Consider the following 13,729-nt stretch of genomic DNA (forward strand, 5'->3'; position numbering starts at 1 on the left):
CCCGGGCGTGGTCCCCCACCCAGGCCCGGCCGGCCAATCGCGGGGGTTTGCGGGGGCCCTAAAATTCCCGTTGGGGGGGCGGGGGCTGCCCAAAACCGGCAAGGCGCGCAAGGGAGGAAAACATGGCAAAGGTCCCGGTTCAGTTCACGCTCAATGGCGCCGAAAAGGCCGAATTCATCGACAGCGGCACGACACTGCTTCATGCGTTACGCGACAAGATCGGCGATACCTCGCCGAAGGGCGGCTGCCACCAGGGCACTTGCGGCGCCTGCTCCGTCATCATCGACAGCGAGCTCCGGCTATCCTGCCTGACACTGGCCGAGACCTGCAACGGTGCTGCCATCACCACGACATCAGGCCTTTCGGAAGGCGGCGTTCTGCATCCGCTGCAGCGCGCCTTCCTCGATGCGTTCGCCACGCAATGCGGCTTCTGCACGCCAGGCATGATCATGGCGGCCAAGGTGCTGCTCGACCACACGCCGGAGCCCAGCCGCGACGAGGTGGTCGAGGCGCTGTCCGGCAACATCTGCCGCTGCACCGGCTACGAGCCTATCATCCAGGCGGTGTTGACCGCCGCGCGGTCCAATTCGCAGAACGCGGCTTGAGGGAGTCAGGAAAATGGAACTCCGCAAAAGCTATTTCGCCGACCAGCGCAAGGACGATCTGCATGAGATCGGCCAACCGCGGCCACGTTCGGATTCACCTGGCCATGTCACCGGCAAGACGGCCTATTTCGCCGATCGCAATTTTCCCGGCATGCTGCATCTGAAGATGGTTCGCAGCCCGCACCATCATGCGCGCATCCGCAGCATCGACACGTCCGAAGCGGAAAAGCACCCGGGCGTCGTCAAGGTGCTGACCGCCAAGGACGTGCCGCACAATGTCTACACCATCCTGATCCTGATCCAGATCGGGCCGGAGGACGAGACGGTGCTGGCCGACGGCAAGGTGCGCTGGAAGGGCGAGGCGGTGGTGGCGGTGCTGGCCGAAACCGAGCGCGCCGCACAGGAGGCCGCCGCCAAGGTCAAGGTCGACTACGAGGTGCTGCCGGCCGTGTTCGACATGGAGGAAGCGCTGAAGCCCGGCGCGCCGATAGTGAACGAATATCACGGCCAGAACTATTACCTCTATGACAGCGGCGAATGCCGCAAGGTGCGCTTCGGCGATGTCGAGGCAGGCTTCGCCGGGGCCGACCACGTGCTCGAACAGACCTATCAATCGTCGCCGATCGAGCATGCGCCGACCGAGACGACCGGCTGCATCGTCGCGCCCGAGGGCAATGACCGCTTCACCTGCTACACCAACACGCAGGCGATGTTCTTCACCCTCGACAACGCCTCGATCATCCTGCAGATGCCCGGCAACAAACTGCATTTTGTCGGCGGCACCGTCGGCGGCGGTTTTGGCGGCAAGGTCGATGTCATCGTTGAGCCAATCGCCATCCTCGGCGCCAAACTAACCGGGCGCCCGGTTTGTTTCATCTACAGCCGCGAGGAGGAGATGCAGATTTCCTCGCCGCGCGCGGCGGAAAAAGTCGTCATCAAGGATGGCGTCATGAAGGACGGTCGCATCGTCGCGCGGAAAGTGACCGGCTACACCGATGCCGGCGCCTATTCGCGCCATTCGCCCTATGGCGCACAGAAGGGCGCCGGCCATTATCCCGGGCCGTATACGATCCCGAATGTCTGGATCGACACCTACTGTGTCTACACCAACCGCACCCCCTCCTCCGCCATGCGCGGCTTCGGCGTCACCATCGGCGATTTCGCGCTTGAAGTGCAAATGGACAAGCTCGCCCGGCTGATCGGCATGGACCCGCTCGAATTCCGCTTCGTCAACGCCTATCGCGACGGCGACATGAAGGCGCATCGCCAGCCGACCGAGGGTGCGGCGCTGATCGAGTGCATGCAGGAAGCCTCGCGCGCCGCCAACTGGCCGGTGGCGGAAAAATACCTCTCCATGTCGTCTTACGCGAAGGGAGCTTGAGATGGCGATCAGGCGCGGACGCGGCGTCGCCGCAATCAACTACCCGACCGGCATGAATCTCGGCGGCGACCCGACCCAGGCGCTGGTGCATTCGACGCCGACCGGCAATTTCATGGTCACGCTGTCCAGTGTCGATCTCGGCCAAGGCATGAAGCAGATCATGGCGCAGATCTGCGCCGAGACGATCGGCGTGCCGACCGATCGCGTCGTCGTCGACACCGCCGACACCGACACCGGCCCGCACTGCATGGGCACCTTCGCCTCGCGCGGCACCCACCGCGCCGGCAACGCCGTCATCCAGGCCGCCAGGGAAGCCCGCCAGGTGATGCTCGAAGTGGCGGCCGAGGAGCTGGAAGTCAATGCGTCCGACCTTGAGACCGACGGCCAGGGCAACATCCTGGTCAAGGGCGCGCCGCAGAAATCGATCTCGATCTTCGATGTCGCGCTGTCGGCGCATTTCAAGCGCGGCCGCTCGATTTCCGGCCGCGGCATGTTTTTGATCCCACGCTCGTACCCGGAGAAGGAGACCGGCGCGATGAAGCCGTCGACCTGCTATGCGCATGCCTGCACGGTGGCCGAGGTCGAGGTCGACGACGAGACCGGCGAGGTCACCGTGCTGACGGTGAAGAACGTGTTTGAGATCGGCCGTGCGCTGAACCCGAAAATGGTTGAACAGCAGCTCGTCGGCGGTTCATGGATGGGCATCAGCCATGCGCTCTACGAAACGACCGAACCCTATTATCCCAACCGCGACCATGGCGGCACCGATTTCAACCAGTATCTGATGCCGGGGCCGGGCGATCTTGCCGAAACCGAGATCATCGTGCTGGAACGGCCCTCGGCGGACGGGCCGTATGGCGCCAAGGGGCCGGGCGAGATGTGCGCCAACCCGCAGATCCCGGCGGTGGCCAACGCCGTCTTCGACGCGGTCGGCGTGCGCATCGATACGCTGCCGATCACGCCGGAACGCATCCTGCGGGCGCTGAAGGCGCAAGCATCGAACTGAGTGTTGGAAATGCCCAAGAGAAGTGCCGAGACAGTCGCGACCTCGCCGGAGGCGGTCGCGTCGCGCCTCGCCGCCTCGCGCTATCTGGCCGATGAAAGCCTGGCGACCGCTATCTTCCTGGCGATAAGGCTGGGCAAGCCGCTGCTGCTCGAAGGCGCGCCCGGCGTCGGCAAGACCGAGGCCGCAAAAGCGATAGCTGACGTTCTCGGGCGCGATCTGGTTCGGCTGCAATGCTATGAGGGCATCGACGCAGCACATGCGCTCTACGAATGGAACTACCAGCGCCAGCTGCTCGCCATCCGCCATGCCGGCGAGCACGAGATCGACATCTACGACGACCGCTTTCTGATCGCGCGGCCGCTGCTGCAGGTGCTGAAGGCGCCGGAAAAGCGCGTGCTGCTTGTCGACGAAATCGACCGTTCCGATCATGAATTCGAAGCGCTGCTGCTGGAGTTCCTGTCCGATTTCCAGATCAGCATTCCCGAGCGAGGCACCATTCGCGCGACGGCGCAGCCGATCGTCATCCTGACTTCGAACCGCACCCGTGAGCTGGCGGAAGCGCTGCGGCGTCGCTGCGTCTATCACTGGATCAGCTATCCCGATGCCGGGCGCGAGGCCGAGATCATCATGCTGCGCGCTGGCGACGTCGCCAAGGCCACGGCGCGCGCCGTGGCCTCTGCCGTCCGCGACATCCGCGCCCGCCCGCTGGCCAAGCCGCCCGGCATCGCCGAGGCGGTCGAATGGGCCAATGCCGCCACCATCCTCGAAAAGGGCGGCAGCCCGTGGCCGGAAGCGTTTCGCCGCGCCATCGGCGTGCTGATCAAGGACGAGGAGGACCTTTCCTGCATCGCGCCCGAGCTCGGCAAAATTGTCGAGGAGGCGCTGGCGTGAGTGCCGCAGCCCTGCCTCAAGGGGCGAGGCCCTTCCTCGGCTTCGGCCGGCTGCTGCGCCGCTACGGCTTCCCGGTGGCGCCCGAGCAGGTGTCCGGTTTCATGCAGGCGGTGACGCTGCTTGGGCCGCGCTCAATGAGCGACATCCATGAGGCGGCCCTTGCCATGCTGGCGCCACCGCCCGACCGCCGCGACGAATTCGAGGCGTATTTCCAAAGCCATTTCTATGGAAGCAGCGCGGTCCTGGCCGAAGGCGACAGCGACGAGGAAACCCGGATCAAGGACGATGGCGGATCGAGCGAACAGGAAATCAAAGTGATCCGCCAGGAGGAAGGCGGCGAACTGTCTTCGGCCAGCGAACAGTTGAGCGTCCGCGAGTTCCAGCGCGACAGCGACGGGCTTGCCGCCTTCCGCCGCAAGCTCGCAACCGCTTTGCCCGCCCGCCGCTCCTTCCGCACGGTGCGCACGCATTTGCGCGGCAAGCTCGATCTGCGCCGTTCGCTTAGGGAGATCGTCAGTGCCGACGGCGATGTGCCGTCGCCGCTGCTGCGCAGGCGGCAGAGCGTGCCGCGCAAACTTCTCATTCTGATCGACGTGTCCGGCTCGATGAAACTCTACACCGCCGACTACCTCAAGCTGGTGCATGCGGCCGTGCAAGGCGCCGACCGAGCGGAGGTATTCACTTTCGGCACACGGCTGACCCGCATCACCTCGGCGCTGCGCATTCGCGACCGCGACCAGGCGCTCGCCCGCGTGGCCGCGCAGGTCGACGACTGGGACGGCGGCACCCGCATGGGGCCGACGCTGCTCGCCTTCCTCTCAGTACCGCGCTTTTCGGCATTTGCACGCGGGGCGGCGATCGTCATCCTGTCGGATGCGCTGGAGCGTGGCGACCATGCCGAGCTGGAGATGGCGATGCGCCGGCTGAGCGCCCGCGCCTATCGGCTTTCGCTGGCAACGCCATTGGCCGGCGATCCGCGTTTCCAGCCGGCCACGGCAGCACTTCGCGCCATCCTGCCGGTGCTCGACGATCTGGTCGACGGCTCGTCGATCGCCGGCCTCACCGATTTCATCCTGTCGCTCGCCCGCCCTGCCCCGGCGGCCGCGGCAATCTGGACGAGGGTTTCATGATGCAGAAGGCGATCGACGCGCATTTCCACATCTGGCGCCGAGAGGACCAGCCCTGGCTGCGCGGGCCGATGGTGCCGCGCATCTTTGGCCCTTACGAGCCGATCCGCCGCGACTATCCGATCGAGGAATTCCTCGCGGACCAGCAAGGCTCGGGCGTCGAGAAGGCGGTCTATGTGCAGACCAACTGGGCGAAGGAGGATTTCGAGAACGAGGTCGCCTTCCTGCAGAAGACCGCGGAAGAAACCGGCTGGCCGCACGCCATCGTCGGCTATGCCGACATGACGGTGGACGACGTGCGTCACCAGATCGACCGGCTGATCAAGTATCCGCTGCTGCGCGGCGTGCGCATGCAGCTGCACTGGCACGAAACGCCGGCCTTCCGCTTTGCCCCGTCCGCCGATCAGGTCATCGACCCGAAGGTGCGGGCCAACGTGGCGCGGCTGAAGGACTATGGCCTGTCCTTCGACCTGCAGCTTTTCCCGGCCCAGATGAGAGACGGGTTGACGCTGGTCGGCGACAATCCGGAGACCAATTTCATCCTCACCCATGCCGGCATGCTGACCGACATGGAGCGGGAGACCACAGAGGCCTGGAAGGCCGGTCTGCGCACGCTGTCGGCGGCGCCCAACCTCTATGCAAAACTGTCCGGCCTCGGCACCTTCGTCCACCGCAACGATCCGGCGCTGATCGCCTATATCGTCGACAACGCGATCGACATCCTCGGCAGCGATCATCTGATGTTCGGCTCGAACTTCCCGATCGAGAAGTTGTGGACCAGCCATTCCGAGCTGATCAAGGCGCACCGGGAAGCGGTGGCGAAACACGGCGCGGCGGCCGAGGCGGATATTTTCTGGAACACGGCGGAGAAGGTATATCGGCCGGCGTGAGACGCGCAGACCTCCCCTTCTCCCCCTGTGGGACAAGGTGGATCGGCGCGAAGCGCCGAGACGGAAGGAACGCGACGGAGGAAATATAAAGCAATTTAAGCACTTACGCTTCAATGTTGCGATCCTTCCGGCACCCCTCATCCGACCGAGCTTCGCTCGGCCACCTTCTCCCACAAGGGGAGAAGGGAAGGCGCCGCGTCTCGCCTCGCCTCACCTCACCTCAAACTCTGGATCGACCGGAACCTGCATCGCCGTCACCAAATGATTGGTCTGCCCGGCCAGCCCGATGATCGCCACCAGTTCGCCATGCTGCGCGTCGGTCATGCCCTTGGCGCGGGCCGCCGCCGTGTGGGAATGGACGCAATAGGAGCAGCCATTGGCGGTCGAGACCGCGATGTAGATCATCTCCTTGGTCAGCGGGTCGATGACGCTGTCCGCGATCATCACTACCTTCAGCTGTTCCCAGATCCGCTTCAGCGCTGGGGGATCATTGGCCAGCCCACGCCAGAAATTGTTGACGAAATCGGATTTGCGCGTCGCACGGATGTCGTCGAACACCGCCTTGACCGCCGGGATTTTTTCCACCTCGGCATCGCTCAGAAGTCTTGTGGTGGCCATGGCATTTCCTTTCGCTTGATCGTCGTGTGAATTGAATCAGGCCTTGAGCAATCGCTGCCAATCCATTCGCTGATTCACTTTTCCGGCGGCGACGTAGAGATTCAGGTCAGGCCGAGTCGAAAATGGTGGATTCCGAGAACCGGAGCGGAGCGTACTTTTCGTACGTGAGCACCGGAAGCGCAGGAAGCCGCCATTTGCAGGCCGGCCTCAGCTGAATCTAGTGAACCGCCGCATACATGATCTTCTCCTCCGTCGCCTCGGCCGGCGAGAACTCCTCGACGATGCGGCCCTGCCGGCAGACCAGGATGCGGTCGGACAGGTTCATGATCTCAGGCAGGTAGGACGAGATGACGACGACTGCGAGGCCTTCATCGGCCAGCCGGTTGATGATCTGGTGGATCTCGGCAATCGCGCCGACATCGACGCCGCGCGTCGGCTCGTCGAAGATGACGATGCGCGGTTTCTGCACCAGTCCCTTGCCGATCACCACCTTTTGCTGGTTGCCGCCCGAGAGCTCGACCACGCGGGCATTGTCGTTGATCGCCTTGACATTCAGCGTCTTTGTCCATTCGGCCGAGAGCGTCCGCATCTCCTGCGCGTTGATCACCCAGCCCTTTTCCCGCCCTGCCGCCAAAAAGCCGCCGAACAGGTTCTCGGCGACGTCCATGGTCTCGAAAATCCCCTCGCTCTTGCGGTCTTCGGTGACATAAACGATGCCGTCCGCCACGGCCTCGCTGGGCACGAGATAGCGCACCGGCCGGTCGTCCAGCTCGATAGTGCCGCCGCGCAGGAAGTCGCGCTTGTAGATGCCGGAGACGATCTTGAACGTCTCGGTGCGGCCCGAGCCGATCAGTCCGAAGACGCCGGTGATCTGGCCCTCGAAGATCGAAAAGGAATTGTTGCGCACGACATTGCTCATCGAGATGTCCTGCACCGACAGCACTTTCTTGCCGGGCTTGCGCAGTTTCGTTTCGTCGCGCTGGCTGTAGAGCTGTCCCGAAAGCGTGCGCCCGACCATGGCGGCAACGATCCTGTCGCGATCGAAGGCGGCGGTATCGTCGGTGATCACCAGTTCACCGTCGCGCAGGATGGTGATGCGGTCGGCGATATCAAGCGCCTCTTCGAGCGCATGACTGATGAAGACGATCGACACACCCCTTCCCTTGAGCCGGCGGATCAGTGCGAAGAAGTGCCGCTTTTCCTCTGGTGTCAGCGTCGCTGTCGGCTCGTCGAAGATGATGATCTCGGCATTGTGGTGGACGGCGCGCGCGATCTCGACCATCTGCCGCTTGGCCGCACCCAGCGTCGCCACAATGGCGTTCGGATCGACGGGAAAGTTCAGCGATTGCAGGAACTGCTGCGCCGAAATGTAGGTGCCGCGCAGTCGGTTGAGAAAGCTTTCGGTACCCAGATAAAGGTTCTGCGCCACCGTCATCGACGGCACCAGGCTGGTCTCCTGGAACACCATGGCGATGCCGGCTTGAAGTGCCGCATGCGGCGAGGCGTAGGCGATCTCCTGGCCCTTGTGGAACATCTTTCCCGATGTCGCGTCGACGACGCCGGCGATGATCTTGGTCAGCGTCGATTTTCCCGCACCATTCTCGCCGAGCAGCGCGTGGATCTCGCCCTTGCGCAGCTCGAAGCTGACACTCTTCACCGCGGGCACACCGCGATAGGTCTTGGTCACGTTCTCCAGGCGGACGATCGGCTCCATCAGCGATGCCCTCCTGAAGCCAGATCGATGGCCAGCAGGCAATCGCCGCCTTTCGAAGCGATGAACAGACGACCGTCCCGTTCCATCGCGCTGCAAATGCCGTGGCGCGTGCCGTTGGCGCGGCTGTGCAAACTGTGCTGCGGCTGCATGTCCCGGTCGAGCTTGACCACCAGCCCGTAGGAGCGGCTCGGCGACCACGGCTTGTGGATGCCCATGGTGCGGATGCCGCCGCATTGCAGCGGCTCGAGGAAGCTTCGGTTGGAGGCGAGCGCCGGCGCGATCCAGTGTTGCGGCGGCACTTGCGTCAGCATGTCGTTTCGATAGTGCGTTTCCTGCAGTACGAATTCGATCAGACGGTTGCGCGGCGCAAACAGCGTCAGCCAGGCGCCGCCATCGGCGGCAGGCGACAGCCGTGCGGGATAGCCGGGCAGATGCGCCAGCACCGTCGAGCGGCTGCCTGTCGCGCCATCGAAGCGGACAAGTTGATGGCGCCAGCTCTCGCTGACCAGCACATCCTTGCCGGCAGGATGCAGCCCATAAGGAAAGGCGATGTCGCCGGCGACCTTGCGGAATTCGCTGCCCGCCGGTTCACGCTTCCACAGCGAACCCGATGCCCCCTTCTTCATCAGGTCGGCAGCCCATTCCGACGGCGCATGTTCGGCCGAGCCATTGGCCAGCCAAAGTGCGCCATCTGCCGCATAGGCGAGTGCTGTAATGCAGCGGATCTCTGCCGGCAGGGGAGCCTCCTTGCCGGCAATCAAAAGCTTGCCGCTTTCGAGCCCCACGGTCAGTTCGCCGGCGGGCGAAAGCGCAAGCGCGGTAACGCGCGAGGGAAATGTCTCAACCATCGTTGGCGCGCCAGCGGCGGCGGCCGTGTAGACGGCATTGCCGCTGGAGGCCATCAACCGGCCGTCGGCGAGCAGCAGATTGTCGGGCTCGGTCAGATCGGCAAAATCCGGCGCATCGTCCAGCAGCGTATTCGGCCTGAAGGCACCGTCAAGCGGCGGGATTGTCACCGCCTTGCCGCGAAAGATGTCGAGGATCGGGTCCAGCATCATGGCTTGGCACCCCAATAGGAAGCGGGGCTGGTCCAGTTCGGATCGGCGCCGGCAATCCTGTAGCGGCCGATGCGGTTGTTCAGGATACCGCCGACGAAGAGATAGCCCTTGTGCTCGCGCATCGAGGTCACCATCGGATGCGTGGCGCCCGACAGGTCGCCCATCGCTTCGACGATGCCGCCCGTCTCGTTGAATTTCACCACACCTCCGGTGTTGATGTTGGGGAACAGCCATTCGTCCTGCGGCAACCGGCGCGTCATGCGCTTGCGCATGTCTGGATGGCGCAGCGACAGGTCGAAGCTCGGCGTGCGCATGCCAAGCCAGGCCATCCAGTAATTGCCGTCGGAGGCACGGTTGATGTTGTCGGGGTAGCCAGGCATGTCGCGGATGACGCATTCAGCGGTGCCCGCCTTCGGCCCTTCCAACCAATAGCGGTGCACGCGGCAGGCCCAGCTTTCGGCAAAAAACAGCGACTTGCCGTCATGCGCCATGCACACCCCGTTGGTGTAGCGGTAGCCGTCGAGCAATGTCTTCGTCGAACCGTCCTTCGGGTCATAAACGAGCAGCCGCCCGGTGGCGCGGTTCTCGATCGAATCCAGCGCCCAGTCGTGCGCGTCATAGCGCTTGGTGGAGTCGGTGAAATAGATGCGGCCGTCCGGCGCGATATCGCAATCATTGGGATCGCGCAGCCGCGCATCGTCGACGATCGAGGTCCAGGAGCGCGACGTTTCCGCCGAAAGCCGCTTCACCTCCCGCTCCGGTGAGACCGAATAAAGCCCCATCGCGCCGACGCAGCTGATCAGATTGCCTGTTTTGTCGAAGGCCAGGCCGAGCGGAAAGCCGCCAATATGGGCAAAGACCTCGGAGCGTTTGTAATCCGGTGCGAAGCAACGGACGATCTCGCCATGCCTGGTGCCGCAATAGAGATGATCGTCGCGGTCGAGGATGACGTCTTCCGGCCCTTCCAGCTCGCCGAGCCCGATATGGTCAGCCTCCGAGAGCCGGTTGTCGAGTTCGAAAGGGGTGCCGGAGCCCGGTGCCGCCGACTGCGTTGCGCCCATCTTCAGATAGACCGGTGCGACGTAGACCTCGTCCAGCACCTTGTGTCGGTTCTTCAGCCAGCGAATGTCGATCGTGACCGCGACCGCCAGCATGATGCCCAGCACCATCTGGTTGGTGCCGGTGCCATAGCCCAGCCGAATCAGCCCGTTGGTCATCGTCAGCACGATGATCGCGCCCATCAGCCCCTTGATCACCGAACCGCGGCCGCCACCCAGACTGACGCCGCCGACGACCGCCGCCGTCAACGCCATGACCTCAAGGTTGAGGCCTGTGCCCGGCCCTGCCCCGCTCAGCCGGCAGGCAATAAGGAAGCCGCCGAGCGAGGCGCAGAAGCCGGAGAACACATAGGTCATGAACACGGTGCGGCGCACGCGGATACCGGCATTGTGGGCCGAGCGCCGCGACCCGCCTACCGCCTGCACATGCCAACCGGGCCGCGAGCGCGTCAGCGCGACGTGGGTGATGATGGCCAGGATAATCGCCGCCCACACCGCGACCGAGAGGCCCCAGAAGGTATCGTCGCCGATGAAGTCCAGCACATCCGATGTGGCATTGGAAAGCTGGACGTCGGCGGCATAGGTGGTGACCAGTATGTCGAACAGCGCCCGGCCGAAAATGAAGGTGACCAATGTCGTCAGAAAAGCGCGCAGCCTGAAATAGCCGATCAGATAGCCATTGATCGCGCCGAACAGCAGGCCGGAGGCGATCGAGGCGGCCAGCGCCAGCCACACCGATTGTTCGAGGATGAAGAAGACAAAGACCGCGGAAAAACACGACAACGCGAAGATCGAGCCGACCGAAAGGTCGATGCCGCCGCCCAGCATGACCACCGTCATGCCGGTGACGACCAGCGAGAACTCGCCGAGCTGGCGGGTCGATTCCTGCAGCGACATCGGCTTGAAGAAGCCCGGAATGATCGAACCGAACGTCGCCAGCGTCGCCACCAGCGCCAGGAAAGGAATGGCGTTGTCGGTCCAGCGTTTGCTCAGTATCTCGCCGACGAGGTGGTCGGGCACGAGATTGTAGCGCCAGGACTGAAGGCGTTCGCGAAAGGACATCGGTTGCTGCTGCCACTCAAGAGAGAAAGAGGCGGCCGAACCCGGTCCGGCCACCTCGTCGATGCGTGCAACGGACCGCGGTTTACTTGGCCGCAGCTTGGGCTTGCAGTGCTTTCAAGTCCCAGCAGCTGTCTGGCTTGAGGTCGGCCTTGGTTGTCGCCTTCTCCAGCGTGTAGATGTAGGTGTGCGACGTGCCGGCCGGCTGGCCGCTCTGCAGCAGGAATTTGATGACGGCATTCATGTCGCCCGACTGGCGGGCAAGATCGGTCATCACCACCGCGCCATAGGTGCCGTCCTGCAACTTGTCGCAGTCGGCGGTCTTCTCACCACCGCCGGTGGTGACCAGGAACACCTTGCCGTCAAGCTTGGCGTCGCGGATCGCAGCCGAAGCACCGGTCGCGTCGCCGTCCCAGAAATCGATGATGGCGCAGATGTCGGGGTTCTGCTGCAGCATCGTCGTCGTCACATTGCGCGAGGTCGTCGCATCCCAGTTGGAGTCCGGCTTGGCCACGACCTTGAAGTCGGGGTTCTTGTCCAGGACCTTCATGATGCCGGCATATTGGTAGAGGCTCGACGAGTTGGCCTGGTCGCCCTGCACCAGCCCGATCTTCTTGGAGGAGTTCGGCCCACAACCCTTGATTGCCGCTTCGGCTTCGAGCTGGCCGAGCCGATCCCAGTCGCTGCCGACAAAGGCATCGGCCGGGAAGTTCGCCGGATTGTCGACCAGCAGGACATAGGTGCCGGCGGCCTGCGCCTTCTTCATCAGCTTGGCATAGGAGTTGAGGTCCGGCGAGTGGATGATCAGCACGTCCGGCCTGGTGTCCGACGAGATCGCGTCGGTTATCGCCTGCGCGCCCGCATCGACCACCCAGTTCGGATCGCGCGTTTCGAAGATGCCGCCCCAGGCCTCGACCTCCGTCTTCAGGAAATGCGCCCAGCCCTGTGCCAGGTCGAAGCCCATGGCCATCGGAACCAGCATCACGCGCTTGCCCTTGAGCGCTTGCGAATAGGCGGCCGGACCCGGATCCTCGGCGGCGAAGCTTGGCGCCACGAAGGCGGAGACAGCAAGCGCTGCCGCGGCAGCCATAAATGTCCCGATGATTCTCATGTCACATCCTCTGGTTTGGTTATTGTCGTTCGCGGCCGGCCCCCAACCGTCCGCCTCAGTCTAAATGTCGCCTTGCTGGGCGGTCTGCTCGTCGCGCGGATTGATGAAGCCGTCGACGATGATCGCCGCCAGCAGGATCGCCGCCTTGATCAGGTTCTGATAGAGCAGCGGAATGTCGATGATGGTCATGGCGTTGAGCAGGATTCCGATCAGCGCGGCACCGACCAGCACGTTGCGCACCCCGCCCCGCCCGCCCGACAGGCCGATGCCGCCGATCACCGCCACCAGCACGATGTCGTAGAGCAGCGTGGAGTTGACGATACGGGTGTTGATCGAATGCAGGCTCGCGGCAGTGAGCAAGCCGGCCACCAGCGAGACCAAGGCCGACAGCACATAGCGCAGCACCAGCATCGGGCGCACCGGAATGCCGATGTTGCGCGCCGCGACCGGATTGTCGCCGGCGAAATAGACGTAGCGGCCCCATTTGGTGTAGCGCAGGAACAGGAAAAAGGCGAAAGCCAGCCCGGCGAAGACAAAGACCTCGACCGGGATGTCGAGGAAGCGCAGCCCGCCCAAAAGCTCGACCCAATGGCCGGGCGGCACCGGCACGGCGTCCTGCGTGATCAGTTGCGAACGCACATAGCCGAAGACGAAGGACGCGGTCGCCAGCGTCACGAAGATCGCCGGGACCTCGGCGTAGGCGACCAGGATTCCGTTCAACAGCCCGATGGCGAGAACACCGGCGAGCACATAGGCGAAGGCCAGCCCGTCGGACGTCCCCGAATTCAGCAGTTGCAAATACCACGCGACCGACATGGCCATGATCGCCACCGCCGACAGATCGATGCCTCTGCCGATAATGACGACCGCCATGCCGAGGGCCAATATGCCCAGCACCGAGACCGAGCGCACGATGGCAACGAGATTGTTCGAGTTGATAAACCCGGGCAGCCCGATCGCAGCGGCAATGAACAGCACAACCGCGATGGCAAAGACAATGCCCTCCTGGTTCAGGCTTCTCCAGTTTAGCCAGCCGATCGCGTTCATTGCCCGCTTTCACCCGCGATGGCTACGCCCTGCTCCCTCTGCGGCCATCGGAACGAAAGCTAATCGGCTCAAGACCAATTCGTCAAATGAATCCGCGCATTGCAGGCCGGCTTGCGAGGAAATTCTGCTGTTGGGCGCATTGATTGGCGACGCCGGCGCAATGC

At 63.7% G+C, this 13,729-nt stretch carries 12 protein-coding genes; 6 read left to right on the plus strand and 6 right to left on the minus strand.

Features of this window, described 5'->3' with window-relative positions; all coding sequences use genetic code 11:
• Positions 1 to 122 precede the first annotated feature (122 nt).
• From NKI85_RS18545 to NKI85_RS18570, 6 genes are read left to right on the plus strand one after another with little or no spacing between them, the layout of a single operon-like run.
• A complete protein-coding gene (locus NKI85_RS18545) occupies positions 123 to 605 on the plus strand; it encodes a (2Fe-2S)-binding protein (protein ID WP_352777387.1) in 483 nt (160 codons plus the stop codon).
• A gap of 13 nt (positions 606 to 618) precedes the next feature.
• Positions 619 to 1,986 carry a xanthine dehydrogenase family protein molybdopterin-binding subunit gene (locus NKI85_RS18550; protein WP_352524197.1) on the plus strand — a complete coding sequence of 456 codons (1,368 nt, stop codon included), beginning with the start codon at positions 619 to 621 and terminating at the stop codon, positions 1,984 to 1,986.
• Position 1,987: 1 nt separating this feature from the next.
• Entirely contained in the window at positions 1,988 to 2,992 is a 1,005-nt protein-coding gene (locus NKI85_RS18555; RefSeq protein ID WP_337145651.1) for a xanthine dehydrogenase family protein molybdopterin-binding subunit, read from the plus strand.
• Positions 2,993 to 3,001: 9 nt separating this feature from the next.
• Complete coding sequence (locus tag NKI85_RS18560; RefSeq protein ID WP_352524196.1) at positions 3,002 to 3,883, plus strand: AAA family ATPase; 882 nt, start codon at positions 3,002 to 3,004, stop codon at positions 3,881 to 3,883.
• Entirely contained in the window at positions 3,880 to 5,013 is a 1,134-nt protein-coding gene (locus NKI85_RS18565; protein WP_352524195.1) for a vWA domain-containing protein, read from the plus strand. The genes NKI85_RS18560 and NKI85_RS18565 overlap by 4 nt, the downstream gene beginning before the upstream one ends.
• Positions 5,013 to 5,900, plus strand: coding sequence for an amidohydrolase family protein (locus NKI85_RS18570; protein WP_352777506.1), 888 nt, complete (start codon positions 5,013 to 5,015; stop codon positions 5,898 to 5,900). Before NKI85_RS18565 ends, NKI85_RS18570 begins: the two co-directional genes overlap by 1 nt.
• A 210-nt stretch (positions 5,901 to 6,110) precedes the next feature.
• Here the strand turns inward: NKI85_RS18570 and NKI85_RS18575 are convergent, their stop codons facing one another.
• The 6 genes from NKI85_RS18575 to NKI85_RS18600 form a co-directional block, all read right to left on the minus strand.
• On the minus strand, positions 6,111 to 6,518 hold the full coding sequence (locus tag NKI85_RS18575) for a carboxymuconolactone decarboxylase family protein (protein ID WP_352524194.1): 408 nt from the start codon (positions 6,516 to 6,518) through the stop codon (positions 6,111 to 6,113).
• Positions 6,519 to 6,735: 217 nt separating this feature from the next.
• Positions 6,736 to 8,232: a sugar ABC transporter ATP-binding protein gene (locus NKI85_RS18580; RefSeq protein WP_352524193.1), complete on the minus strand. Its 1,497-nt coding sequence runs from the start codon at positions 8,230 to 8,232 to the stop codon at positions 6,736 to 6,738.
• Positions 8,232 to 9,290 carry an SMP-30/gluconolactonase/LRE family protein gene (locus NKI85_RS18585; RefSeq protein WP_352777391.1) on the minus strand — a complete coding sequence of 353 codons (1,059 nt, stop codon included), beginning with the start codon at positions 9,288 to 9,290 and terminating at the stop codon, positions 8,232 to 8,234. The genes NKI85_RS18580 and NKI85_RS18585 overlap by 1 nt, the downstream gene beginning before the upstream one ends.
• Positions 9,287 to 11,410: an ABC transporter permease gene (locus tag NKI85_RS18590; RefSeq protein WP_352777393.1), complete on the minus strand. Its 2,124-nt coding sequence runs from the start codon at positions 11,408 to 11,410 to the stop codon at positions 9,287 to 9,289. The genes NKI85_RS18585 and NKI85_RS18590 overlap by 4 nt, the downstream gene beginning before the upstream one ends.
• Before the next feature lie 82 nt (positions 11,411 to 11,492).
• On the minus strand, positions 11,493 to 12,518 hold the full coding sequence (locus NKI85_RS18595; protein ID WP_352524188.1) for a sugar ABC transporter substrate-binding protein: 1,026 nt from the start codon (positions 12,516 to 12,518) through the stop codon (positions 11,493 to 11,495).
• A 60-nt stretch (positions 12,519 to 12,578) separates the two neighbouring features.
• Entirely contained in the window at positions 12,579 to 13,565 is a 987-nt protein-coding gene (locus NKI85_RS18600) for an ABC transporter permease (protein WP_352524186.1), read from the minus strand.
• Between the last annotated feature and the right edge of the window lie 164 nt (positions 13,566 to 13,729).

This window comes from Mesorhizobium sp. M0571 (assembly GCF_040320985.1).
Lineage (GTDB): Bacteria > Pseudomonadota > Alphaproteobacteria > Rhizobiales > Rhizobiaceae > Mesorhizobium.

Bases quoted from the DNA above. Each gene is read 5' to 3' on its own strand.
- NKI85_RS18545 (WP_352777387.1), top strand. From the start codon at position 123: ATGGCAAAGGTCCCGGTTCAGTTCACGCTCAATGGCGCCGAAAAGGCC.
- NKI85_RS18550 (WP_352524197.1), top strand. From the start codon at position 619: ATGGAACTCCGCAAAAGCTATTTCGCCGACCAGCGCAAGGACGATCTG.
- NKI85_RS18555 (WP_337145651.1), top strand. From the start codon at position 1,988: ATGGCGATCAGGCGCGGACGCGGCGTCGCCGCAATCAACTACCCGACC.
- NKI85_RS18560 (WP_352524196.1), top strand. From the start codon at position 3,002: ATGCCCAAGAGAAGTGCCGAGACAGTCGCGACCTCGCCGGAGGCGGTC.
- NKI85_RS18570 (WP_352777506.1), top strand. From the start codon at position 5,013: ATGCAGAAGGCGATCGACGCGCATTTCCACATCTGGCGCCGAGAGGAC.
- NKI85_RS18575 (WP_352524194.1), bottom strand. From the start codon at position 6,518: ATGGCCACCACAAGACTTCTGAGCGATGCCGAGGTGGAAAAAATCCCG.
- NKI85_RS18580 (WP_352524193.1), bottom strand. From the start codon at position 8,232: ATGGAGCCGATCGTCCGCCTGGAGAACGTGACCAAGACCTATCGCGGT.
- NKI85_RS18585 (WP_352777391.1), bottom strand. From the start codon at position 9,290: ATGATGCTGGACCCGATCCTCGACATCTTTCGCGGCAAGGCGGTGACA.
- NKI85_RS18590 (WP_352777393.1), bottom strand. From the start codon at position 11,410: ATGTCCTTTCGCGAACGCCTTCAGTCCTGGCGCTACAATCTCGTGCCC.
- NKI85_RS18595 (WP_352524188.1), bottom strand. From the start codon at position 12,518: ATGAGAATCATCGGGACATTTATGGCTGCCGCGGCAGCGCTTGCTGTC.
- NKI85_RS18600 (WP_352524186.1), bottom strand. From the start codon at position 13,565: ATGAACGCGATCGGCTGGCTAAACTGGAGAAGCCTGAACCAGGAGGGC.